Raw genomic sequence first — 24,191 nt, 5'->3', positions numbered from 1 at the left:
CCCGCCGCCCGGTCGGAACAGCCCTGCACGGGGTGAACATCCGCTCGCAGCCGCAAGGCCGTAAAGAGGTCACAGTAACGATGGCGAATGAAGAGACACTCCGCGGCTACCTCAAGCGGGTGACGGCCGATCTGGCCCAGACGCGGCTGCGCCTGCGGGAGGCCGAGGCCAGGGACCAGGAACCGATCGCCATCGTCGGGATGAGCTGCCGCTACCCCGGCGGCGTCCGCTCGCCCGAGGACCTGTGGCAGCTGGTGGCGTCGGGCGGCGACGCGATGTCCGGCTTCCCGGCCGACCGCGGCTGGGACCTGGAGAACCTCTACCACCCGGACCCGGACCACCCGGGCACCTGCTACACCCGCGAGGGCGGGTTCATCCACGACCTCGCCCGGTTCGACCCCGCCGTGTTCGGCATCTCGCCGCGCGAAGCGCTGGCGATGGACCCGCAGCAGCGGCTGCTGCTGGAGACCTCCTGGGAGGCCTTCGAACGGGCCGGCATCGACCCGCTGTCGCTGCACGGCACCCGGACGGGTGTCTTCGCCGGGACCAGCGGGCAGGACTACCTGACCGTCCTGCTCGGCTCCACCGACGACGTCGAGGGCTACCTCGGCACCGGGATCGCGGCCTCCGTGGTCTCCGGCCGGATCGCGTACAGCCTGGGCCTGGAGGGCCCGGCGGTCACCGTCGACACCGCGTGCTCCTCGTCCCTGGTCGCGCTGCACCTGGCCGTGCAGGCGCTGCGCAACGGCGAGTGCGGGCTCGCCCTGGCCGGCGGGGTGACCGTGATGAACTCCCCCGGCACCTTCGTGGACTTCAGCCGCCAGCGGGGCCTGGCCACCGACGGCCGGTGCAAGTCCTTCGCGGAAGCGGCCGACGGCACCGGCTGGGCCGAGGGCGCCGGCATGGTGCTGGTGGAGCGTCTGTCGGACGCCCGCCGCAACGGCCACCCGGTGCTGGCGATCGTCCGCGGCTCCGCCGTCAACCAGGACGGCGCGTCCAACGGCCTCACCGCACCCAACGGCCCCTCCCAGCAGCGCGTCATCCTCCAGGCGCTGGCCAGCGCGCGGCTGACGCCCGACCAGGTGGACGCGGTCGAGGCGCACGGCACCGGCACGACCCTCGGCGACCCGATCGAGGCGCAGGCGATCATCGACGCGTACGGCCGGGACCGGCCCGAGGGCCGCCCGCTCTACCTCGGCTCGCTGAAGTCCAACATCGGTCACAGCCAGGCCGCGGCCGGCATCGGCGGCGTCATCAAGTCGGTCATGGCGATCCGGCACGGGCTGCTGCCGCAGACCCTGCACGTGGACCGGCCGACCGGCAACGTCGACTGGTCGGCCGGGACGGTGGAACTGCTCACCGAGGCCCGCGACTGGCCGGAGACCGGCGCGCCGCGCCGCGTCGGCATCTCCTCGTTCGGGTTCAGCGGCACCAACGCCCACACCATCATCGAGCAGGCGCCGCCGGAGACCGAGCAGGCGCCGGACGGGCCCGACACGGTGCCCGGCGTGCTGCCCTGGCTGCTCTCCGGCAAGGGTGAGGCGGCGCTGCAGGCCCAGGCCGCGCGGCTGAGGGAGCGGCTGACGGCCGCGCCCGACCTGCGTCCGCTGGACGTGGCGTACACCCTGGCGACCGGCCGCGCCGCGCTGGAGCAGCGCGCGGTGCTGGTCGCGGACGGCCGCGAGGAGCTCCTGGCCGCGCTGGACGTCCTTGCGGCGGACGGGAGTTCGGGCGACCTGGTGTTCGGCTCGCCGGTCGAGGGCCGGACGGCGTTCCTGTTCGCGGGGCAGGGGAGTCAGCGGGTCGGGATGGGCGGGGAGCTGTATGCCTCCTACCCGGTGTTCGCGGCGGCCTTCGATGCGGTGTGCGCTGAACTGGACCCGCTGTTGGACCGTCCGCTGCGTGAGGCGGTCGCGGATGTGGAGCTGATCAACGAGACGGGGTACACCCAGCCGGCGCTGTTCGCGCTGGAGGTGGCACTGTTCCGTCTCGTCGAATCCTGGGGTGTGCGGCCGGACTTCCTTGCCGGTCACTCGATCGGTGAGCTGGCCGCGGCGCATGTGGCGGGTGTGTTCTCGCTGGCGGACGCGTGCCGGCTGGTGGCGGCCCGCGGCCGGTTGATGCAGGCGCTGCCGCGCGGCGGCGCGATGGTGGCGGTGCGGGCCTCCGAGGCCGAGGTGCTGCCGCTGCTCACCGACGGCGTCGGCCTCGCCGCGGTCAACGGGCCCACGTCCGTGGTGCTGTCGGGCGCCGAGGATGCCGTCCGGGCCGTCATGGAGCAGCTGACGGGTCGCAAGTCCACGCGCCTGACGGTCAGTCACGCCTTCCATTCGCCGCTGATGGACGGCATGCTGGCGGACTTCCGAACGGTCGCCGACCAGGTCGCCTACGAGGCCCCGCGGATTCCGCTCGTCTCCACCCTCACCGGGGCGCTCGCCGCCGAGGAGTTGACCGACCCCGCGTACTGGGTGCGCCACGTCCGGGAGGCCGTCCGCTTCGCCGACGCGGTCAGCGCCCTGGAGGCCGAAGGCGTCCGGACGTTCCTGGAGATCGGCCCCGGCGGCACACTGACCGCCCTCGGCGAGGAGAACGCCCGGCACCGCGACTCCGCCTTCGCCGCGGCTCTGCGCGCCGACCGGCCCGAGGCACGCGCACTGACCACCGCGCTCGCCCGGCTCCAGGTGCGCGGGGCCCGGCCCGACTGGCAGGCGTACTTCGCCGACACTGGCGCACGCCGGGTCGACCTGCCGACCTACGCCTTCCAGCAGCGCCGGTTCTGGCCCACCGCAGGGGCGTGGGACGAGGGCGCCGCCGCCGGGGCGACGGCCGGCTCACCGGCCGACGAACAGTTCTGGGCGGCCGTCGAGCGCGGCGACCTGGAAGCGCTCACCACGACCCTGGCCGTCGCCGGGGACCAGCCGCTCCATGCCGTCCTGCCCGCACTGACCGCCTGGCGCCGCAGCAGCCGGCTGCGCTCGACCGTCGACGACTGGCGCTACCGGATCGCCTGGCGGCCCGTCCCGGACACGCCGACCGGGCGGCTCACCGGCACCTGGCTGCTCGTCACCCCGGCCGGGGCTGCTGCGGACACCGACGCGTGGAGCTCCGCGGCCGCCGCGGCCCTCACCCGGCGCGGCGTGCGCGTGCGGCACCTCGCCGTCGACCCCGCGGCCACCGACCGGGCCGCCCTCGCCGATCTTCTGCGCGCCGAACTCGCCTCTGAGGGGCAAGAGTTCACCGGCGTGCTCTCGCTCCTCCCGCTGGCCGCCGGAACGCACCCGGAGCACCCGTCCGCGCCGCTCGCACTGACCGGGACGCTCGCCCTGGTCCAGGCGCTCGGCGACGCCGGCATCGAGGCCCCGCTCTGGTGCGCCACCCGGGGCGCGGTCACCACCGGTGGTGCGGACCGGCTGGAGAACGCCGTCCAGGCCCAGGTCTGGGGCCTCGGCCGGGTCGTCGTCCAGGAGTACCCGGACCGCTGGGGCGGCCTGATCGACCTGCCGCCCACCCCGGACGAGCGGGCCCAGGACCGGCTCGCCGCCGTGCTCGCCGGCCTCGGCGCCGAGGACCACCTGGCGATCCGCCCCGCCGGGATCCTGGCCCGCCGCCTGGTCCGCGCCCCGCGCACCGACGCCCCGGCCGAGGGCTGGTCGCCGCGCGGAACCGCCCTGGTCACCGGCGGTACCGGCGCGCTCGGCGCCCACGTCGCCCGCTGGCTGGCCGGCCGCGGCGCCGAGCACCTGGTGCTGACGAGCCGCCGCGGCCGCGACGCCGCCGGCGTGACCGAGCTGGAGGCCGAACTCACCGCCCTGGGCGCTCGGGTGACCGTCGCCGCCTGCGACGTCACCGACCGCGCCGCGCTCGCCGGCCTGCTGGCCGACATCCCCGAGCAGTACCCGCTGACCACCGTCGTCCACGCGGCCGGCGTGCTGGACGACGGCGTGCTGGACGCCCTCACCCCGCAGCGACTCGCCGGGGTGCTCGGCCCCAAGGTCGACGCCGCCGTCAACCTGCACGAACTCACCCGGGAGCTCGACCTCTCGGCGTTCGTCATGTTCTCCTCCTTCGCCGGCACCTTCGGTGGGCCCGGCCAGGGCAACTACGCGGCCGCCAACGCCTTCCTGGACGCCCTCGCCGAGCAGCGCCGCGCCGCCGGCCTGCCCGCCACCGCGATGGCCTGGGGCGCCTGGGCGCAGGGCGGCATGGCGGTCGACGACACCGTCAAGGACCGGCTGCGCCGCGGCGGCGTCCCGGCGCTCGACCCGGCCACCGCTATCGCCGCCATGCAGCACGCCCTCGACCTCGACGAGACCTTCTCCCTCGTGGTCGACGTGCTCTGGGACCGCTTCGCACCCCAGTTCACCGGCATCCGCGCCAGCACGCTCTTCGACGAGCTGCCCGAGGCGCTGCAGGCCATGGCCGCCGCCGACAGCGAGTACGGCGAGCAGTCCGGCGGCGCCACCTTCCAGCAGCGGCTGGCCGCGGCAGCGGAGAGCGAACGGCCGCGCATGGCGCTGGACTTCGTCCGCACCCAGGTCGCCGCCGTGCTCGGCCACGCCGGACCGCAGGACGTCGAACCCGCCAGGGCCTTCCGAGAGTTGGGATTCGACTCGCTGACCGCCGTCGAGCTGCGCAACGTGCTGGTCGCGCTCACGGGCCTGAGGCTGCCCGCCACCCTCGTCTTCGACCACCCCAATGCGACGGCTCTCGCCGACCTGCTCCGTGCCGAACTGCTCGGCGCTGCGGCCCCTGCGGCCGGGCAACCCGAGCGCACCGGGAGCGCCGCCGCGGACGACGAGCCGATCGCGATCGTCGGCATGAGCTGCCGGTTCGGCGGCGGCGTGGACTCGCCCGAGGCGCTGTGGCGGCTGCTCGCCGACGGCTCCGACGCGCTGGTGCCCTTCCCCGGCGACCGCGGCTGGGACCTCGACGCCGTCTATCACCCCGACCCGGACCACCCGGACACCAGCTACGTTCGCGAGGGCGGCTTCCTCGCCGACGCCGGCGCGTTCGACCCCGGCTTCTTCGGCATCTCGCCGCGCGAAGCGCTGGCGATGGACCCGCAGCAGCGGCTGCTGCTGGAGACCGCCTGGGAGGCGATCGAACGGGCCGGCATCGACCCGACCACCCTGCGCGGCAGCCGCACCGGAGTCTTCGCGGGCACCAACGGCCAGGACTACCTGCCGCTCGTGGTCAGCGCCCCGGACGGCTCCGAGGGATTCCTCGGCACCGGCAACGCGGCCAGTGTGCTCTCCGGCCGGATCGCGTACACCCTCGGCCTGGAGGGTCCGGCGGTCACCGTCGACACCGCCTGCTCCTCCTCGCTGGTCGCCCTGCACTGGGCCGTCCAGGCGCTGCGCTCGGGTGAGTGCGAACTGGCGCTCGCCGGCGGCGTCACCGTGATGTCCACGCCCGGCAACTTCATCGACTTCAGCCGCCAGCGCGGCCTGGCCGCGGACGGGCGCTGCAAGGCCTTCGCCGCGGGCGCGGACGGCACCGGCTGGGGCGAGGGCGTCGGCCTGCTGCTGGTCGAGCGGCTCTCCGACGCGCAGCGCAACGGGCACCAGGTGCTGGCCCTGGTCCGCGGCTCCGCCGTCAACCAGGACGGCGCGTCCAACGGTCTGACCGCCCCGAACGGGCCCTCCCAGCAGCGGGTGATCCGCCAGGCACTCGCCGCGGCGGGCCTGTCGGGCCATGAGGTCGACGCGGTCGAGGCGCACGGCACCGGCACCGCGCTCGGCGACCCGATCGAGGCCCAGGCACTGCTCGCCACGTACGGCCAGGACCGGCCGGCCGAACAGCCGCTCTGGCTCGGCTCGGTGAAGTCCAACCTCGGCCACACCCAGGCCGCCGCCGGCGTCGCCGGCATCATCAAGATGGTCATGGCGATGCGCCACGGCGTCCTGCCGCGGACCCTGCACGTGGACGAGCCGTCGCCGAACGTCGACTGGGCGTCCGGCGCCGTCGAACTGCTCACCGAGGCCCGTCCCTGGCCCGAGAGCGGACGGCCCCGCCGGGCCGGCGTCTCCTCCTTCGGCGTCAGCGGCACCAATGCGCACACCGTCCTGGAACAGGCCCCGGCCCCCGAGCCCGAACCCGCGCCCGAGCCCGAACCCGAGCCCAAGCCCGAACCCGCGGCTGGGGACGCTGCGCCGACGGCCGTGCTCTGGCCGCTCTCGGCCCGCAGCACCGAGGCGCTGCGCGGCCAGGCGGCCCGGCTGTCGGCGCTGCTCGCCGAGCGGCCCGCCCTGGACCCGGCCGACCTCGGCCACTCCCTGGCCACCACCCGCGCCGCCTTCGAACACCGGGCCCTGATCACCGGAGCGGACCCGTCCGCCCGGCAGGCCGCGCTCACCGCCCTCGCCGAAGGCGCCGAGGCGCCCGGCCTGGTCCGCGGTACCGCGGCGCTCGGCCGGACCGCCTTCCTGTTCACCGGCCAGGGCAGTCAGCGGGCCGGAATGGGTGCGGAACTCCACGCGTCCCACCCGGTGTTCGCGCACGCCTTCGACGAGGTCTGCGCGGAGCTCGATCCGCTGCTGGACCGCCCGCTGCGCGAGGCGATCGCCGACCCCGAGTCGATCAACGAGACGGCGTGCGCCCAGCCGGCGCTGTTCGCCGTCGAGGTGGCCCTGTTCCGCCTGCTGGAGGCCTGGGGACTGCACCCGGACGTGCTCGCCGGCCACTCGGTCGGCGAGATCGCCGCCGCACACGTGGCCGGCGTGTTCTCGCTGTCGGACGCGGCGCAACTGGTGGCGGCCCGTGGCCGGCTGATGCAGGCGCTGCCGCGCGGCGGCGCGATGGTGGCCGTCGAGGCGACCGAGGCGGAGGTGCTGCCGCTGCTGACCGGGGGCGTCGGCATCGCCGCGGTCAACGGGCCCGCGTCCGTGGTGCTGTCGGGCGCCGAGGACGCCGTCCGGGCCGTCATGGAGCAGCTGACGGACCGCAAGTCCAAGCGGCTGACTGTCAGTCACGCCTTCCACTCGCCACTGATGGACGGCATGCTGACGGAATTCCGCACGGTCGCCGCCCAGCTGCGGTACGGGACGCCCCGCATCCCGATCGTCTCCACGCTCACCGGAGCCCCCGCGTCCGCCGAACTCACCGACCCCGAGTACTGGGTGCGCCACGTCCGGGAAGCCGTCCGCTTCGCCGACGCCGTCCGGGCGCTCGACACCCAGGGCGTCGGCACCTACCTGGAGCTCGGCCCCGATGCCGTCCTCAGCGCCCTCGCGCAGGAGAGCGCCACCGGACCGGCCGCCTTCCTGCCCACGCTGCGCCACGGCCGACCGGAACAGCAGACGCTCACCGCCGCGCTCGCCGAGGCGTACGTGCGCGGAGCGAACCCGAACTGGCCCGCGGTCCTCGCCGGGCAGCGAGCCCGCCGGGTCGACCTGCCCACCTACGCCTTCCAGCGCGAGCGCTACTGGCCGAACGTCCCGCCGGCGGACGCGGGCGACGTCACCCTGGCGGGTCTCGGCGCCACCGGCCATCCGCTCCTCGGCGCCGCCGCCGAACTCCCGGACTCCGGCGGGCTGGTGTTCACCGGGCGGCTCGCCCTGAGCACCCACCCCTGGCTGGCCGACCACACCGTGATGGGTTCGGTGCTGCTGCCCGGGACCGCCTTCGTCGAACTCGCCCTGCGGGCCGGCGACCAGGTCGGCTGCGACCTGCTGGAGGAACTCACCCTCGCCGCACCGCTGGTGCTGCCCCCGCAGGGCGGTGTCCAGCTGCGGCTCACCCTCGGCGCACCCGCCCCCGACGGCCGCCGCGATTTCAGCCTGCACTCCCGCCGCGAGGACCTCCCCGCCGAGGAGCCGTGGACCCGACACGCTACCGGGGTGCTCGCCACGGCCGGCACCCCCGCGCCCGCCCCCGCGCCCGGCCCCTGGCCGCCCGAGGGCGCCGTCGCGGCCGACCTGGCGGGCCGCTACGAGGCCATGGTCGCGGTGGGCTTCGACTACGGCCCGGCCTTCCAGGGCCTGCACCGCGCCTGGCGGCACGAGGGCGAGGTGTACGCCGAACTGCGCCTGCCGCAGCAGGCCGAGGCCGACGCCGCCCGCTTCGGGCTGCACCCCGCGCTGCTGGACTCCGCGCTGCACACCCTCGGCCTGACCGTCGCCGACGGCGCCGACTGGCAGGCCGGCCTGCCGTTCTCCTGGACGGGCGTGCGGCTGCACGCCGCCGGGGCAGCCGCCCTCCGCGCCCGGGTCACCCCGCACGGCACGGACGGCGTCACCCTGCGCCTGGACGACGAGGACGGCCGGCCCGTCGCCACGGTCGACGCGCTGGTCCTGCGGCCGGTGACCGCCGAGCAGGTGAACGCCGCGCAGGCCCTCCACCACGAGTCGCTGTTCCGCCCGGAGTGGGTCGCGCTGCCCCTCGGCGAGCCTGCGGCCGCCGGGGGCGAGCGCTGGGCCGTGCTCGGCGGCGACGCCCCGGCCGGCCTCGGCCTCCCTGTGGAGCACCACCCCGATCTGGCCGCGCTCGCCGCGGCGGGCCCTGTCCCCGACGTGGTGCTCGCCCCCTGCCTGCCGCCCGCCGACCCGGCCCCGGCGGCGACCGCCGGCGCGCTCCACCGGGTGCTCGCCCTCGTCCAGGGCTGGCTCGCCGACGAGCGGACCGCCGACGGCCACCTGGTGGTGCTCACCCGCGGCGCCGTCGCCACCGCCGAGGACCCGGACGTCTTCGACCCGGCGCACGCCGCCGCCTGGGGACTCGTCCGCTCCGCGCAGACCGAGAACCCCGGACGGATCAGCCTGGTCGACCTCGACGGCGACCCGGCCTCCGCCCGCGTCCTCCCCGCCGCCCTCGACGCCGGGGAACCGCAGCTCGCCGTGCGCAGCGGCACCCCGCACGCCCTGCGGCTGACCCGGGTCGCCGTCCCCGCGGCCGAGTCCGGGCCGCCCGCCCTCGACCCCGACGGCACCGTCCTGGTCACCGGTGGTACCGGCGCGCTCGGTGCACTGGTGGCCCGCCACCTGGTCACCCGGCACGGGGTCAGGCACCTGCTGCTCACCAGCCGGCGCGGCGCCGACGCCCCCGGGGCGGCGGACCTGGTCGCCGACCTGGCCGCGCTCGGCGCCGAGGCGACCGTCGCTGCCTGCGACACCGGTGACCGGGCGGCGCTCGCCGACCTGCTCACCGCCGTCCCCGCCGCCCACCCGCTGACCGCCGTCATCCACACCGCCGGCGTCACCGACGACGGCGTGATCAGCTCACTCACCCCCGACCGGCTGGACGCCGTCCTGCGCCCGAAGGCCGACGGCGCCCGGCACCTGCACGAGTTGACCGCCCGGCTCGACCTCGCCGCCTTCGTGCTCTTCTCCTCCGCAGCCGGCCTCTTCGGCGGCCCCGGCCAGGGCAACTACGCTGCCGCCAATGCCGCCCTGGACGCCCTCGCCGAGCACCGCCGCGCCCGCGGCCTGCCCGCCACCTCGCTGGCCTGGGGCCTGTGGGCGCAGGCCAGCGGCGTCAGCGGCCACCTCACCGAGAACGACCTCGCCCGGATGGAACGCTCCGGCCTCGGTCCGCTCTCCGACGACGAGGGCCTGGCCCTGTTCGACGCGGCCCTCGCCGCCCAGCGGGCGCAGGACGGCGGCGCCGTCCTCGTCCCGATGCGGATCAGCACCGCCGTCCTGCGGAGCAGGGCCGCCGACGGGCAGGTCCCGCCGCTGCTGCGCAGCCTGGTCCGCGCCCCGCTGCGCCGAGCCGTCCGCACCGCCGACGGGCCGGCCCCGGCCGGCGCCGCCGGGCAGCTCGCCGACCGGCTCGCCGCACTGAGCCCCGCCGACCAGGAACGCGAGCTGCTCGACCTCGTCCGCGGCCGGGTCGCCGCCGTCCTCGGCTACCCGAACGCCGCCGCCGTCGACGCCGAACGGGCGTTCAAGGAGCTCGGCTTCGACTCGCTGACCGCCGTCGAACTGCGCAACCAGGTCGGCGCGGCGAGCGGCCTGCGGCTCCCCGCCACGCTCGTCTTCGACTACCCCAGCCCCGCCGCGCTCGCCGTCCACCTGCGCGCCGAACTCCTCGGCGACCGCCCCGATCCGGCCGGCCACGCACCCGCCGTGGCCGCCACCGGGCTCGACGACGACCCGATCGTGATCGTCGGGATGGCCTGCCGCTACCCCGGCGACATCGACTCGCCCGAGGCGCTCTGGCAGCTCGTCGCGGGCGGCCGGGACGGTATCTCCGGCTTCCCCGACGACCGCGGCTGGGACCTCGACGCGCTGTACCACCCCGACCCCGACCACCCCGGTACCTCGTACACCCGCGAGGGCGGCTTCCTGCACGACGCCGCCGACTTCGACCCGGCGTTCTTCGGCATCTCGCCGCGCGAGGCGCTCGCCATGGACCCGCAGCAGCGGCTGCTGCTGGAGACCGCCTGGGAGGTCTTCGAGCGGGCCGGCATCGACCCGGCCACCGTGCGCGGCAGCCGTACCGGCGTCTTCGCCGGCGTGATGTACCACGACTACGGCACCCGGCTGCGCGCCGCCCCCGACGAGGTCGAGGGCTACCTCGGCACCGGCAGTTCCAGCAGCGTCGTCTCCGGCCGCGTCGCCTACACCTTCGGTCTGGAGGGCCCGGCGGTCACCGTCGACACGGCGTGCTCCTCCTCGCTGGTCGCCCTGCACCTGGCCGTCCAGGCACTGCGCAGCGGCGAGTGCACGATGGCGCTGGCCGGCGGTGTCACGGTGATGTTCACCCCCGGCACATTCGTGGAGTTCAGCCGCCAGCGCGGCCTCGCCGAGGACGGCCGCTGCAAGTCCTTCGCCGCGGCGGCGGACGGCACCGGCTGGGGCGAGGGCGCGGGCATGCTGCTCGTCGAGCGCCTCTCGGACGCCCGCCGCAACGGCCATCCGGTGCTGGCGGTCGTCCGCGGCTCGGCGATCAACCAGGACGGCGCCTCGAACGGCCTCACCGCCCCCAACGGCCCCTCCCAGCAGCGGGTCATCCGGCAGGCCCTCGCCGACGCCCGGCTCACCCCCGACGAGGTGGACGCGGTGGAGGCGCACGGCACCGGCACCACCCTCGGCGATCCGATCGAGGCGCAGGCCCTGCTCGCCACCTACGGCCAGGACCACACCGACGACCGGCCGCTGTGGCTCGGCTCGGTGAAGTCCAACCTCGGCCACACCCAGGCCGCCTCCGGTGTGGCCGGTGTGATCAAGATGGTGATGGCGATGCGCCACGGCGTGCTGCCGCGGACGCTGCACGTGGACGCGCCCTCGCCGCACGTGGACTGGGCGGCGGGCGCGGTCGCGCTGCTCACCGACTCCGTGCCGTGGCCGGAGACCGGCCGCCCGCGCCGCGCCGCCGTCTCCTCCTTCGGCATCAGCGGCACCAACGCCCACACCGTCCTGGAGCAGGCCCCGGAGACCTCGTCTGCCGCGGCCGCAGACGGGCAGCCGCCCGTCCCGGCGCAGCCACCCGTCCTCGCCTGGCCGCTCTCCGCCAAGGGGGAGACCGCCCTGCGTGGCCAGGCTGCCCGCCTGCTGGCGCACCTGACCGGCCACCCCGAGCCGTCCCCGGAGGAGGTCGGCCACGCACTGGCGACCACCCGCGCCACCCTGGAGCAGCGGGCCGTCCTGGTCGCCGCCGGGCACGAACTCCTGGCGGCCCTGGCCGCCCTGGCCGAGGGCGCCGAGGCACCCGGTCTGGTCCGCGGTGCGGCCGCGCCCGGCCGCACCGCCTTCCTGTTCACCGGCCAGGGCAGCCAGCGGGCCGGCATGGGCGAGGAACTGTTCGCGGCCTTCCCGGTGTTCGCCGAGGCCTTCGACGCCGTCTGCAGGGAGCTGGACCGCCACCTGGAGCGTCCGCTGCGCGAGGCGATCGCGGACGCCGAGCTGATCGACGAGACGGCGTACACCCAACCCGCCCTGTTCGCCTTGGAGGTGGCGCTCTTCCGGTTGGCGGAGGCCTTCGGCGTCCGGCCCGACCTGCTCGCCGGTCACTCGATCGGCGAGCTGGCCGCCGCACACGTCGCCGGGGTGTTCTCGCTCCCCGACGCGGCGCTGCTGATCGCGGCGCGTGGCCGCTTGATGCAGGCGCTGCCGCCCGGGGGCGCGATGGTCGCCGTCGAAGCGGCGGAGGACGAGGTGCTGCCGCTGCTGACCGATGGTGTCGGCATCGCCGCGGTCAACGGCCCGACGTCCGTGGTGATCTCGGGTGCCGAGACCGCTGTGGTCGAGATCGCCGAGAAGCTCGCCGCCGACGGCCGCCGCACCAAACGACTGACCGTCAGCCACGCCTTCCACTCTCCGCTGATGGACGGCATGCTCGACGACTTCCGGGCCGTTGCGGAGCAGGTGGCGTACGAGGCGCCGCGGATCCCGATCGCCTCCACCCTGACCGGCTCGCTCGTTTCGACCGAGCTGACCGACCCCGAGTACTGGGTGCGGCACGTCCGCGAGGCCGTCCGCTTCCACGACGCCGTCCGGGCCCTGGAGACCGAAGGCGCCACCCGCTACCTGGAGCTCGGCCCCGACGGCGTCCTCAGCGCCCTCGGGCAGGACTGCGTCACCGGCACCGGCCCCGCCTTCCTGCCTGCCCTGCGCCGGGGCCGGCCCGAGCCCCGAGCCCTGGCCACCGCCCTCGCCGGACTCCACGTCCGGGGCGCCGACGTCGACTGGTCGGCGCTCCTCGCCGGCCCCGGGAGTGCCCGCCGGATCGACCTGCCCACCTACGCCTTCCAGCGGGAGCGCTACTGGCTCGACGCCGGCCTGTCCGCCGGGGACATGGCCTCCGCCGGACTCGACCTGGCTGGTCACCCGCTGCTCGGCGCGGCCGTCGAACTCCCCGACACCGGAGCGCTGGTGTTCACCGGCCGGGTCGCGCGCTCGACCCAGCCCTGGCTGGCCGACCACACCGTGCACGGCTCGACCGTGCTGCCCGGCACCGCCCTCGTCGAACTCGCGCTCCGCGCCGGCCGCCAGGTCGGCTGCGAGCTCCTCGACGAACTGACCCTCGCCGCACCGCTGGTGCTCCCCGAACGCGGCGGAGTCCAGGTGCGCCTGACCGTTGCCGCCGCCGAGCCGGACGGCCGCCGCGCCCTGGCGCTGTACTCCCGGGTGGAGGACGTCCCCGCCGACGAGCCGTGGACCCGCCACGCCACCGGCCTGCTGGCCGACGGTGCCCCGGCCGACGGCCTCGACCTCACCGCCTGGCCCCCGGCCGGTGCCGAACCGGTCGACACCGACGGCCTGTACGCGGCGACCGCCGCGGCCGGTCTGGACTACGGGCCGGCCTTCCGCGGCCTGCGCCGCGCCTGGCGGCTGGACGGCGAACTCTTCGCCGAGATCGCCCCCGAACCGACCGGCCGCGCACTGGAGACCGCCGCATTCGGGCTGCACCCCGCGCTGATGGACGCCGCCCTGCACGGCATCGGCCTCGGCGGCCTGGTGCCGGCCGCCGACCTGGACCCGAGCCGCCCCCGGCTGCCGTTCTCCTGGACGGGCGTACGGCTGCACGCCCCGGGCGCGGCCGCGCTGCGGGTGCGGCTCGCCCCGGCCGGCCAGGACGCGGTCGCCCTGGACCTGGCCGACGAGCACGGCCACCCGGTCGCCACCGTCGACACCCTGGTGCTGCGCGCGGCCTCCGCCGAGCAACTGCACGCCGCCCGGGACGCCTTCCACGACTCGCTCTTCCGCATCGAGTGGACCGCGCTGCCCGGCGCACCCGCAGCCGTCGCCGACACGGCGCCGGACGGGCAGCCGTGGGCGGTGCTCGGCACCGCAGACGGCCTGGTCGGGCCGGACGGGCAGGACCTGCCCGGATACCCCGGACTCGCCGTCCTGACCGCGGCCGTGGCCGCCGGAGCGCCCGCACCGGCGACCGTGCTCGTCCCCGCCTTCCCGGCCCGCCCCGACGGCACACGGACCACTGACACGCAGGCCACGGACGCCCCCGCCTCCGACACCCCGGAGGCGGCCCGCGCGGCCGCCCTCCGCGCGCTCCGCCTCGCCCAGCAGTGGGCGACCGACCAGGGCCCGGCCGACGCGCGGTTGGTGCTCCTCACCCGGGGTGCGGTCGCCGTCGGCGACGAGGAGGGCCTCGCCGACCCGGCACACGCACCGGCATGGGGACTGCTGCGCTCCGCCCAGAGCGAGAACCCCGGCCGGATCGTCCTGGTCGACCTGGACGAGGACGCCGACTCGGTCCGCGCTCTCCCGGCCGCCCTGGCCTCCGGCGAGCCGCAGCTCGCCGTCCGGCGCGGCATGGTGCAGGTGCCCCGACTGGCCCGCGTCCCCGTCGCCGCCGAGCCGGTCAGCGCTGAGCCGGTCACCACGGAGCCGGTCACCACGGAGTCGGTCGCGGCCGACCACGGACAGGACCACCGCGGCACAGCGGCCTTCGCCCCGGACGGCACCGTTCTGGTCACCGGTGGCACGGGAGCGCTGGGTGCGCTGGTCGCCCGCCACCTGGTCACCCGGCACGGGGTCAGGCACCTGCTGCTCACCAGCCGGCGCGGCGCCGACGCCCCCGGGGCGGCGGACCTGGTCGCCGACCTGGCCGCGCTCGGTGCCGAGGTGACCGTCACGGCCTGCGACACCGGCGACCGGGCGGCGCTCGCCGACCTGCTCGCGGCAGTCCCCGCCGCCCACCCGCTGACCGGTGTCGTGCACACCGCCGGCGTCCTGGACGACGGCGTGGTGACCGCCCTGACGCCGGAGCGGCTGGAGTCGGTGCTGCGCCCCAAGATCGACGCGGCGTGGCACCTGCACGAGCTGACCGCCGGGCTCGATCTCGCGGCCTTCGTCCTCTTCTCCTCCTCCGCCGGTGTGCTGGGCGGCCCCGGGCAGGCCAACTACGCCGCAGGAAATGCGTTCCTGGACGCCCTCGCCCGGCACCGCAGGAACCGGGGGCTGCCGGCCGTCTCGCTCGCCTGGGGCCTGTGGGCCCCGGACGGGGACTCCGCCGGCCCGTCCGGCGGCATGTCCGGCAGCCTGGACGAGGCAGACGTGGCCCGGATGACCCGGGCCGGCTTCGCCCCGCTGCCCACAGCCGAGGCGCTGGACCTGCTCGACCGGGCGCTCGCGCTGCCGGACGCCCACCTCGTCCCGATGCGGTTCGACCCCGCCGCCGTCCGCGCCCAGGGCGACCCCGGGGCGGTGCCGCACCTGCTGCGCGGCCTGGTCCGACCGCCGGCCCGCCGCCCGGCCGGCGCTCCACGGACGGCCGCCGACGGCCGGGCCGGACAGCCGGTGCCCAGCACCCTGGCCGACCAGGTCCGCGGACTGCCGGACGGCGACCGCGACCGCATCCTGCTGGACGCGGTACGCGCCCAGGTCGCCGGGGTGCTCGGCTACGGCAGTGCGAGCGCCATCGAACCGGCCCGCGGGTTCGTGGAGCTGGGCTTCGACTCGCTGACCGCCGTGGACCTGCGCAACCGGCTCGGGGCGGCCGCGGGCCTGCGCCTGCCGGTCACGCTGATCTTCGATCACCCCACGCCGGCCGCCCTCGCCGCCTACCTTCGCGAGGAGACCCGCGAGCAGGAGGCCGCGGTGGGCCCGGCGCTGCCGATCGGTGCGGAACTCGACCGCCTGGAGTCGATCCTCGCTGCGCTCACCCCGGGCGACGAGGAGCACCGCAGCGTTGCCACCCGGCTGCGCACCCTGTTGGCGATGTGGACCGAGACCCGGACCGCGGCCACCGGTGAGCCGACCCGCGCCGAGGACACCGCACTCGACGGGGCCACCGCCGACGAGCTGTTCAGCCTGCTCGACGAGGAGCTCGGCCTGAACTGACGCCGTGTCCGCCGGGAGCCCGCGCGGGCTCCCGGCGGACACCGCCCCGCCGCCACCTCCGGCCGGCGCACCGAAGGTAGGGGTCGGCCCCGGCGACCTAGGGGTCGGGTAGTGGCGCGCACGGGTACTGACGGAATTTCGGCCGACCTAGGCTCGGTCCGCAGCGACCCGCGTGCAGGCCTGCGCCCCGTCGAGCGGCGCGACACTCCGCGCCCCGCACCGTCGCGACGCCCGCCCTGCCATGCCATCGAGGAGACGCGTGAACGACAAGTCCGAGATCCCGGAGTTCCGCCTGGAGGTCGACCGGTCCGCGGCTCCCGCCCGCGAGCCCGGGCCGATCGACCTGCGCCGTTACTACGCTCACCCCGCCTACTCGGGGCTCGCCACCTTCATGGGCGTCCCGTACTGCCTGAACCAGGAGGACCTGCGGGCCGGCAACGTCGACGTCGCCGTGCTGGGCATTCCGCTGGACTCCTCGGTCGGCCACCGCGGCGCCGCGTACGGGCCGCGCATGATCCGCGCCGACGAGCGCTACATCTTCAACACGCCCGAAGCGATGATCAACGCGAGCACCCGGATCAACCCGTTCGACGTGCTCAAGGTCGTGGACTACGGCGACGCGGCCGTGGACGCGTTCAGCACCCCGAACTCCCTCGGCCCGATCCGCTCCCTGGTGCGCGAGATCGCCGAGGTCGGCGCCGTCCCGGTCCTGCTGGGGGGCGACCACTCGCTGCTCTGGCCGAGCGTCGGAGCCCTCGCGGACGTGTACGGCCCGGAGAAGATCGGCGTCATCCACTTCGACGCCCACCCGGACTGCCACGACAGCCAGCTCGGCCACCGCGCCACCCACAGCACCCCGATCCGCCGCATCATCGAGGACGAGGGGGTGCCGGCCGGCAACGTCGTCCAGGTCGGCGTGCGCACCGTCACCGGCCCCGACAACCAGCTCTTCAACTGGATGCGGCGGCAGGGCATGAAGACCCACTTCATGGCCGAGATCGAGCGGATCGGCTTCCACGCCGTGCTCGACAAGGCCATCGCCGAGGTCCAGGAGAACGCGGAGTTCGTCTACCTCTCCCTCGACATCGACGTCCTCGACCCCGTCTACGCGCCCGGTACCGGCACCCCCGAGCCCGGCGGCCTGACGAACCGCGAGATCTTCCCGGCCTTCCGCCGGATCTGCCACGAGACCAAGGTCATCGGCATGGACGTGGTCGAGGTCGCCCCGCACCTGGACCCCGGCTACTCCACCACCATGAACGCCCGCCGGGCCATCTTCGAGGGCCTCACCGGCCTCGCCATGAACCGCCTGAAGATCGCCGGACCGAACTACCTCAACCCGATCGTCTCCGGTCAGGTGAAATTCCCGATGGGCTGATTCGCGGCCGGTCCGGCGGAATTGCCGCGGATATCCCCGCGCCCGGCTAGGGGGAGGTTAGGGGATGCCTCCTGCGGAACGCCGCTGCTAGCGTGGCGGCGAACAGGAAATGACCGTGGCCCTGCCGGAGAATTCCACCGGCCGGGCGACTCGAAATCCGGCGGACCGGTGCGCGGAAACCGGAACCGGAAAACGCCGGGGCAGATTCCCTCCCGGGTCGGTGCGGAGTTTCGGGCGCACGTTTTCATCGCGAATCATCGGCGGCCGTGCCCAGGGCCCTCCGGACGTGCTCGGACGTTCCGGAAGCGGCCGGCACGGCCCCCACGACCGGGTTCAAGGGTGTGACAGCACGTGGAGAACGAAGAGAAGCTCCTCGACTACCTCAAGCGGGCGACCGCCGACCTGCGCGAGACGCGCCGGCGGCTCCGCGAGCTGGAGGACCAGGAGCCGGAGCCGATCGCCATCGTCGGCATGGCCTGCCGCTACCCGGGCGGAGTGACCTCGCCCGAGGAGCTGTGGCGGCTGGTCTCCGACGGCGCCGACGGCGTCTCGGAGTTCCCCGACGACCGCGGCTGGGACGTCTCCGCCCTGTACGACGAGGACCCCGACAGCCCCGGCACCTCGTACACCCGCGAGGGCGGCTTCCTGCATGACGCCGCCGATTTCGACCCGGCGTTCTTCGGCATCTCGCCGCGCGAGGCGCTCGCCATGGACCCGCAGCAGCGCCTGCTGCTCGAGACCTCCTGGGAGGCGTTCGAGCGGGCCGGCATCGACCCGGAGTCCGTCCGCGGCAGCGCCACCGGCGTCTTCGCCGGCGTGATGTACCACGACTACGCCTCCCGCCTGGTCACCGTGCCCGAGGAGGTCGCCGGCTACCTCGGCAACGGGAACTCCGGCAGCGTCGCCTCCGGCCGCGTCGCGTACGTGCTCGGCCTGGAGGGCCCGGCGGTCACCGTCGACACCGCGTGCTCGTCCTCGCTGGTCGCCCTGCACTGGGCGGTGCAGGCGCTGCGCGCAGGGGAGTGCTCGCTGGCGCTCGCCGGCGGCGTCGCCGTGATGTCCACCCCCAACGCCTTCATCGACTTCAGCCGCCAGCGGGGCCTGGCCGCCGACGGTCGCTGCAAGTCCTTCGCGGCCGCCGCCGACGGCACCGGCTGGGGCGAGGGCGTCGGCATGCTGCTCGTCGAACGGCTCTCGGACGCCGTCGCCAACGGCCACCCCGTGCTGGCCGTCGTGCGCGGCACCGCCGTCAACCAGGACGGCGCCAGCAGCGGACTCACCGCCCCCAACGGTCCCGCTCAGCAGCGGGTCATCCGGCAGGCCCTCTCCGCCGCCCGGCTGACCGCCCATCAGATCGATGCCGTGGAGGCGCACGGCACCGGCACCCGCCTCGGCGACCCCATCGAGGCGCAGGCCCTGATCGCCACCTACGGCCAGGACCGGCCCGCGGACCGCCCGCTCTGGCTGGGCTCGCTCAAGTCCAACCTCGGCCACACCCAGGCCGCGGCCGGCGTCGGCGGCATCATCAAGATGGTCATGGCGATGCGCCACGGCGTGCTCTCGCGCACCCTGCACGTGGACGAACCCACCCCGCACGTCGACTGGTCGGCCGGCACGGTCCGCCTCCTCACCGAGGAGCGCCCCTGGCCGGAGACCGGCCGACCCCGGCGGGCCGCCGTCTCGTCCTTCGGCGTCAGCGGCACCAACGCCCACGCCATCCTCGAACAGGCCCCCGTTGCCACCGCAGCGGCGGCGCGCCCGGACGGCCGGCCCCGCCCGGTGCCGCTCGTGCTCTCCGGCCACGACGACGCGGCCCTCCGCGCCCAGGCCGAGCGCCTGCGGGCCCACCTGGCCGCCGACCCGACGCTCGATTTGGCCGACGTCGGCCTCTCCCTCGCCGTCGGACGCGCGGCGCTCAAGCAGCGGGCGGCGCTGGTCGGTGATGACCGGGCGCAGTTGCTGGCCGGTCTGGAGGCGCTGGCCGCGGGCGGCTCGGCAGGGGTTCGTGGGGTTGCGGGGACGGGTGGTCGTGCGGCGTTCCTGTTCGCGGGGCAGGGCAGTCAGCGGGTCGGGATGGGCTTCGAGTTGTATGCCTCCTACCCGGTGTTCGCGGCGGCGTTCGATGCGGTGTGCGCGGAGTTGGATCCGCTGTTGGACCGTCCGCTGCGTGAGGCGGTCGCGGATGTGGAGCTGATCAACGAGACGGGGTTCACCCAGCCGGCGCTGTTCGCGCTGGAGGTGGCGCTGTTCCGGCTGGTGGAGTCGTGGGGTGTGCGGCCTGACTTCCTGGCGGGTCACTCGATCGGTGAGTTGGCCGCGGCGCATGTGGCGGGTGTGTTCTCGCTGGCGGACGCGTGCCGGCTGGTGGCGGCGCGCGGTCGGCTGATGCAGGCGTTGCCGCGCGGCGGCGCGATGGTGGCCGTCCAGGCGGCGGAGGCCGACGTGCTGCCGCTGCTGACGGCCGAGGTGGGCATCGCTGCCGTCAACGGGCCGGCGTCCGTGGTGATCTCTGGCACCGAACAGGCCGTTCTGGACGTCGCGGAGAAGCTGGCGGCCGACGGCTGCCGGACGAGGCGGCTCACCGTCAGTCATGCGTTCCATTCGCCGCTGATGGACGGCATGCTGGCGGAGTTCCGCGCCGTGGCCGCTGAGTTGGCGTTTGCGGAGCCGCGGATTCCGATCGTGTCGACGCTGAGCGGCTCGCTCGTGTCGGCCGAGTTGACCGACCCCGAGTACTGGGTGCGGCATGTTCGCGAGGCCGTCCGCTTCGCTGACGCGGTGCACGTGCTGGAGGGCGAAGGCGTCCGGACGTTCCTGGAGCTGGGCCCGGACGGCACGCTCAGCGCCATGGCGCAGCACTGCCTCGCCGAGGAGAGCGGCGCCGCCCTCACCCCCACCCTGCGCCGCGACCGCCCCGAGCCGGAGAGTTTCACCACCGCTGTCGCCCAGCTGCACACGTGCGGAGTCAGGCTGGACTGGCAGGCCGTCTTCGCCGGCACTGGTGCCCGCCGGGTCGACCTGCCGACCTACGCCTTCCAGCGTGAGCGCTACTGGCTGGACAGCGGAGCCGATCACGCCGGGGACGTCACCGCGGCCGGCCTCGGTACGGTCGCACACCCGTTGTTCGGCGCGGCCGTGTCGGTGCCCGAACTGGACGGGCGACTCTTCATCGGCCGGCTGTCCGTACGGACGCACCCCTGGCTCGCCGACCACGCCGTCGCGGGCCGGGTGGTGCTCCCGGGCACGGCTCTGGTCGACCTCGCCATCGCGGCCGGCGACCAGGTGGTATGCAGCCGACTGGAGGAGCTCACCGCGGAAGCGCCCCTGGTGCTCCCGGTGACAGGTGCCGTCCAGCTGTGTCTGACGGTGGGGGCCCCCGATGAGCAGGGCCGCAGGCCACTGAGCCTGCACGCGCGGCCGCAGGACGACGGTGTCGACGACACCTGGCCCGACCTGCCGTGGACCCGCCACGCCACCGGCCTCCTGGCGCCCGCTGCGCCCCCGGCCTCCTTCGACCTCGCGCAGTGGCCGCCGGCCGGCGCGGAGCACGTCCCGGTCGACGGCCTGTACGAGGGGCTGGCGGCCGTCGGTCTCGAGTACGGCCCGGTGTTCCAAGGCCTGCGGTCGGCCTGGCGGCGGGACGGCGAGGTCTTTGCCGAGATCGCCCTGCCGGCGGAGGCGCAGGCGGACGCCGGGTCCTTCGGCGTGCACCCCGCTCTCCTGGACGCCGCCCTGCATGCCATCGGACTTGGTGGACTGCTGCCCGACACCGGACAGGGCCGTCTCCCGTTCGCGTGGTCGGACGTGTCGCTGTACGCGTCCGGCGCGGCCGAGCTTCGCGTTCGCGTGGCCGTGGTCGGCCCCGACGCGGTGTCGCTGAGGATCGCCGATGCCACCGGCCGGCCGGTCGCCCTGGTCGAGTCGCTGGTCCTCCGTCCCTTCGCCGCGGAGAAGCTCGCGGCCCCGGGCGGCCATGAGTCGCTGTTCCGCCGGGACTGGGTACCGGCGGCGCTGCCGGCCGACGTTCAGGCGGGGGCGATCGGAGTGCTCGGCGACGACGGCCTGGGCCTTCCGGGCGCGGTGCTCTTCGCGGACCTGGCCTCGGTGGCCGGGAGCGGCGCGGTCCCGGACACACTGGTGTATCCCGTTCGCGCCATCCGTGGCGACGACCCGGTCGCCGCCACGCACACGGCGCTGCGGGAGGTGTTGGCGTTGGTGCAGGAGTGGTTGGCGGCGGATGTGTTCGCGGATTCGCGTCTGGTGGTGGTGACGCGGGGTGCAACGGATGCCACTGACCTGTCGTCCGCCGCGGTGCTGGGTCTGTTGCGTTCGGCGCAGTCGGAGAATCCGGGCCGGATCGTTCTGGTGGACGTGGACGGCGATGCCGAAGTGGGGCTGCTGCAGCGGGTGTTGGCGTGCGGTGAGCCGCAGGTGGCGTTGCGTGGCGGGGTGGCGTTTGTGCCGCGTCTGGCGCGTGCTGTGGCGGGTGGTGCTTCGGGGCTGGTGTTGGATCCCGAGGGCACGGTGTTGGTGACGGGTGCGACGGGGACCTTGGGGGCGTTGTTCAGCCGTCATCTGGTGACGGAGTACGGGGCTCGTCGTCTGTTGTTGGTGTCGCGTCGTGGCGAAGAGGCTCCGGGTGCGGTGGAGTTGGCGGCGGAGCTGGCCGGTCTGGGTGCGGAGGTGTCGTTCGCGGCGTGTGATGTGGCGGATCGTGCTGCGCTGGCCGTGGTGCTGGCGGGTGTGGAGTTGACTGCGGTCGTCCACACGGCGGGTGTGTTGGATGACGGGATCGTGCCGTCTCTGACGCCTGAGCGGTTGGATGCCGTGTTGCGTCCGAAGGTGGATGCGGCGTGGAACCTGCACGAGCTGACGAAGGACCGTCCGCTTGCCGCGTTCGTGCTGTTCTCCTCCGCGGCTGGTGTCTTCGGTGCGGCCGGGCAGGCGAACTACGCCGCCGCGAACGCCTTCCTGGATGCCCTTGCCGAGCACCGCCGTGCTGCCGGGCTCCCGGCGACCGCTCTCGCCTGGGGCCTCTGGGCGGAGGACGGCGGAGGCATGGCGGCCGGGCTGGACGACGCGGACGTGCAGCGGATGGCCCGCGGCGGCGTGCAGGCGCTGTCCACGGCCGAGGGCCTGGGCGTGTTCGACGCCGCCCTGCGGGCCGAGGATGCGGCGCTGGTGCCGATCCGCCTCGACCTGGCGGGCCTGCGGGCCCGTGCGGCGGATCCGGCTGCGGTGCCGCCCCTGCTGCAGGGCCTGGTACGGCCGGCTGCCCGCAGGTCGGCCTCTGCGGCCACCGCTGCGGGCGGCGACTCGGCGCTCGCAGCCCGGCTGGCAGGGCTGGCCGAGGCGGACCAGGACCGCGATCTCCTGCACACCGTCAGGTCCGAGGCCGCCGCCGTGCTCGGGTACGGCGGAGCGGAGGCGGTCGATCCGACCCGGGCCTTTCGCGAACTCGGGTTCGACTCGCTCAGCGCGCTGGAGCTCCGTAACCGCCTGAACGCCGTCACGGGCCTGCGGCTGCCCGCGACCCTCGTCTTCGACCACCCGAGCCCTGCGGTGCTGGCCCGGCAGCTCCGGACCGAGCTCCTGGGCGTGCCGGAGGCGGACACCGGGACGCCCGTCCCCGTGGCCACTGGCGCTGAGGATGACCCGATCGCGATCGTCGCGATGAGCTGCCGCTTCCCCGGCGGGGTCGAGACCCCCGAGGACCTGTGGCGCCTGGTCGCGGACGGCCGTGACGCGATTTCGGGCTTCCCCGCCGACCGAGGCTGGGACCTGGAACAGCTGTACCACCCGGACCCGGACCACCAAGGCACCTCGTACACGCGTGAGGGCGGGTTCCTGCACGACGCGGCGGCGTTCGACCCCGCCTTCTTCGGCATCAGCCCGCGGGAGGCGCTCTCCACCGACCCGCAGCAGCGGCTGCTGCTGGAGACCTCCTGGGAGGCGTTCGAGCGGGCGGGCATCGACCCCGCGGCCCTGCGTGGCAGCCAGACCGGTGTCTTCGTCGGCGTGATGTACCACGACTACGCGACCCGCCTGCAGCAGGCCGCGGCCAGCGGCGCCGAGGGCTCGATGGGCAGTGGCGGCGTGGGCAGCATCGCGTCCGGTCGTCTCTCCTACACCTTCGGGCTGGAGGGGCCGGCCGTCACCGTCGACACGGCCTGCTCGTCCTCGCTGGTGGCGCTGCACTGGGCGATCCAGGCGCTGCGCACCGGCGAGTGCACGCTCGCCTTGGCCGGCGGGGTCACCGTCATGGCGACACCCGCGACCTTCGTCGACTTCAGCCGCCAGCGCGGCCTGGCCGCCGACGGCCGCTGCAAGGCCTTCTCTGATGACGCGGACGGGACCGGCTGGGGCGAGGGCGTCGGCATGCTGCTCGTCGAGCGGCTGTCGGACGCCCGGCGGAACGGTCATCCGGTCCTGGCGGTCGTCCGCGGCAGTGCCGTCAACCAGGACGGCGCGTCCAACGGCCTGACGGCGCCGAACGGGCCGTCCCAGCAGCGGGTGATCCAGCAGGCGCTGGCCAGTGCCGGGTTGACGGCCGGCGAGGTCGACGCGGTGGAGGCGCACGGAACCGGGACGCGTCTGGGCGACCCGATCGAGGCGCAGGCCCTGCTCGCCACCTATGGGCAGGGGCGCAGCGAGGAGGAGCCGCTCTGGCTGGGCTCGGTGAAGTCGAACCTGGGTCACACCCAGGCGGCGGCGGGTGCGGCCGGTGTGATCAAGATGGTGTTGGCGATGCAGCACGGAGTGCTGCCGAAGACCCTGCACGTCGGCGAGCCGTCCTCGCACGTCGACTGGTCGGCCGGCGCCGTCGAACTGCTCGCCGAAGCCCGTCCCTGGCCGGAGAACGGACGCCCGCGCCGGGCCGCGGTCTCGTCCTTCGGCATCAGCGGCACCAACGCCCACACGATCATCGAGCAGGCACCCGCCGAGGAGCCGGTTCCGGCCATTGCGAGCACGGGTGCGCCGTTGCCGCTGGTGATCTCGGGCAGGACGGAGGAGGCGCTGCGCGGGCAGGCCGCTCGGCTGCGGGAGTTCGTGGCGGCGCGTCCTGACGT

The 24,191-nt window shown here is 75.1% G+C and carries 3 protein-coding genes; all 3 read left to right on the top strand.

Going from position 1 to position 24,191, the window contains the following annotated elements; all coding sequences use genetic code 11:
• Nucleotides 1–32: 32 nt before the first annotated feature.
• On the top strand, nucleotides 33–15,743 hold the full coding sequence (locus ACIBEC_RS28845; protein ID WP_396289197.1) for a type I polyketide synthase: 15,711 nt from the start codon (nucleotides 33–35) through the stop codon (nucleotides 15,741–15,743).
• A 259-nt stretch (nucleotides 15,744–16,002) separates the two neighbouring features.
• Complete coding sequence (locus tag ACIBEC_RS28840) at nucleotides 16,003–17,121, top strand: agmatinase family protein (protein WP_360499058.1); 1,119 nt, start codon at nucleotides 16,003–16,005, stop codon at nucleotides 17,119–17,121.
• Nucleotides 17,122–17,472: 351 nt separating this feature from the next.
• Nucleotides 17,473–24,191 (top strand): type I polyketide synthase (locus ACIBEC_RS28835; RefSeq protein ID WP_396289195.1); only part of this gene is annotated, 6,719 nt, incomplete at its 3' end.

Source organism: Kitasatospora sp. NPDC051164, from assembly GCF_044455625.1.
GTDB lineage: Bacteria > Actinomycetota > Actinomycetes > Streptomycetales > Streptomycetaceae > Kitasatospora.
The sequence above is the reverse complement of the archived record's forward strand: the minus strand, read 5'-3'. Positions and strand labels throughout refer to the sequence as shown.